The organism is Acinetobacter sp. 809848 (assembly GCF_000581275.1).
Classification (GTDB): Bacteria; Pseudomonadota; Gammaproteobacteria; order Pseudomonadales; family Moraxellaceae; genus Acinetobacter; species Acinetobacter pittii.
The window spans coordinates 1-2,117 of the sequence record NZ_JEXG01000093.1 but is presented as its reverse complement, the minus strand read 5'-3'; the positions used below and the strand labels follow the sequence as shown (position 1 = coordinate 2,117).

The 2,117-nt window shown below is 39.2% G+C and carries 3 protein-coding genes and 1 tRNA gene; all 4 read right to left on the bottom strand.

The genetic code is table 11. The annotated features are described in order from the left end of the window. Positions 1-157 precede the first annotated feature (157 nt). Positions 158-232: transfer RNA gene (locus J536_RS0104935), tRNA-Gln, on the bottom strand. Beyond that, positions 231-1,064 (bottom strand): 4-(cytidine 5'-diphospho)-2-C-methyl-D-erythritol kinase, encoded by an 834-nt coding sequence (gene ispE / locus J536_RS23680; protein WP_025468421.1) that lies wholly within the window; start codon positions 1,062-1,064, stop codon positions 231-233. Before ispE ends, J536_RS0104935 begins: the two co-directional genes overlap by 2 nt. Positions 1,065-1,082: 18 nt before the next feature. After that, positions 1,083-1,661, bottom strand: a complete 579-nt coding sequence (gene lolB / locus J536_RS23675) for a lipoprotein insertase outer membrane protein LolB (protein WP_017481320.1) — start codon at positions 1,659-1,661, stop codon at positions 1,083-1,085. 4 nt (positions 1,662-1,665) lie between these two features. Beyond that, the coding region (locus J536_RS23670) for a tetratricopeptide repeat protein (RefSeq protein WP_032064186.1) at positions 1,666-2,117 on the bottom strand (452 nt) is incomplete at its 5' end.

Below are 2,117 nucleotides of genomic sequence, written 5' to 3'. Positions count from 1 at the left end.
CGGCTGGATTCGAACCAACGGATGCCGAGATCAAAACCCGGTGCCTTACCACTTGGCGACGCCCCTAATGCGGCAGAACTTTAATATTTTTGCAATGCAATGTCAAGATTAATCAACAAAAAGCATAGCAATTAAGTCTGTCTTTAAAATAAGAGAATGGCAGGGGCGGCTGGATTCGAACCAACGGATGCCGAGATCAAAACCCGGTGCCTTACCACTTGGCGACGCCCCTAACGTGTAACCTTAAAATGATTAAGAGGAGATTCTTTTAAACTATTTACCAAGTAAGATTTACATGGTGAATGCTTAAGAATTTCATCAATATTCATTTCATTCGTTACTTCAATAAAAACACAAGCACCTGTACCTGTAAGCTTTGCTTGACCAAATTGATCTAAATATTGCATTGCTTCTTCTACTTCAGGGTATAACTGCCGAGCCAGTGGCTCAAAGTTATTTCCAAAATTAGAAGGTTCTAACTGATAGGCGCAAAATTTAGTGGTCTTAGAGTCTCTTGTCAATGTTTTTTGTGAAAAAAGCAATTGAGTGCTGATAAAACAATCAGGTTTTAAAATAATGAACTGTTTTTGATCTAAGTCTATGAATGATAAATGTTCACCAATGCCTTCAGCCCATGCATTTTTACCATAAATAAAAATTGGAACATCGGCACCGAGCTTAACACCATAGTCCGCAAGTTGTTCTTGCTCTAGGCCACATTCCCATAATTGATTTAACACAATAAGTGTTGTGGCGGCATTAGATGAACCGCCGCCTAGACCCGCACCCATTGGAATATTTTTTTCAATTTTGATGTCCAAGCCACAAAGTTTTTTTGCATGTGGTTTTAGTATTTGGGCTGCTCGATAAATCAAATTTTCTTCAGGTCGAACTTCACTCAACCCATCAATTTCGATTTCTTCGCCCAAAGTCGGTGTAAATGTCATCCAATCATATAAATCAATCAGTTGGAAAATGGTTTGTAGCTCATGGTAACCATTCTCACGTCGGCCTGTAATATGTAAAAACAGGTTGAGCTTAGCAGGGGAAGGAACTCGAATCATAGATTTATATAATTAGACTTAGCGGTTTTGGATGACCATTGTAATACGGTTTTCTTTATCTTCAGCAAGAGCTTGCTTTAAAACCAGTTTGTTTGGCAAAGTTTGTTCACCATCGTAACTGAAATTAACTGTCCAGCCATCTTCAATCAGTTGACTCACTCGATTTGTAGCGTCTTTCGTAATTTGAGCATTTAGCGTTGCTGGTTTTGCTAAAATCCAGCTCGTTAAGTGCGTAATTGGTGCTTGCCAACCTGTTGCTCGCTCTAAAAGTTCTTCTGGAGATGCAGCGCTAATAAGTCCTGTTTTAGAACTGTTTAAAGTTACTTCGCCTGGTTTACCCTGAATTTGGGTTTTTCCAACGCCTAAAATACCGCTTAATTCGATATCAAAATTATCTTGCTGTTGAAGCCAGGTAAAAAAAGCACTACCGGTTTGCTGTGGTGTACGAACCCCAATCTTACCTTGCAAATTAAAGTGTTTTTCGTCTTGAACTTGTTGAGTAACCGCAGGTTTTGGTTGAGTAAAATGCTGACAACCGGTTAGAAATAATACACTTGATCCACAGATCGCTGTGCACAGTTGGGCAAATTTGCTCATATATTTAACTCTTTTTTGCAGATGTAGGTAAAATTAACGCATCAAGCTGTTGTAATTGTGGATCATTGGCATGCTTTTGTTTCAGTTGTTGTAACACTGCGCTAAATTGCGTGAGTGACCCTTGCATATACAAAGCTTTAGCATAACGAATACCAATATTTATATTATGGCTAAGTTCATACGCTTTGCCTAAGGCTTCCGCCGCAGCTTCATAATCATTCTGTAAAAATGCAATATAACCTAGCGTATCAAGAATTGAAGCCTGTTCAGGCGCATATTCTAATGCTTGCTCTGCATACTGACGTGCTTCTTTTAAACGACGGTTTTGCAGTGCCAGTGTATAAGCATATGCATTTAGATACGTTGGGCTGTTGGGCTCAAGTTGTAATAATTGTTTTAAGGTTTTGTCCAGCTTGTCACGGTCCGTATATGGATCAAGTAATAAAACTTCCGCGT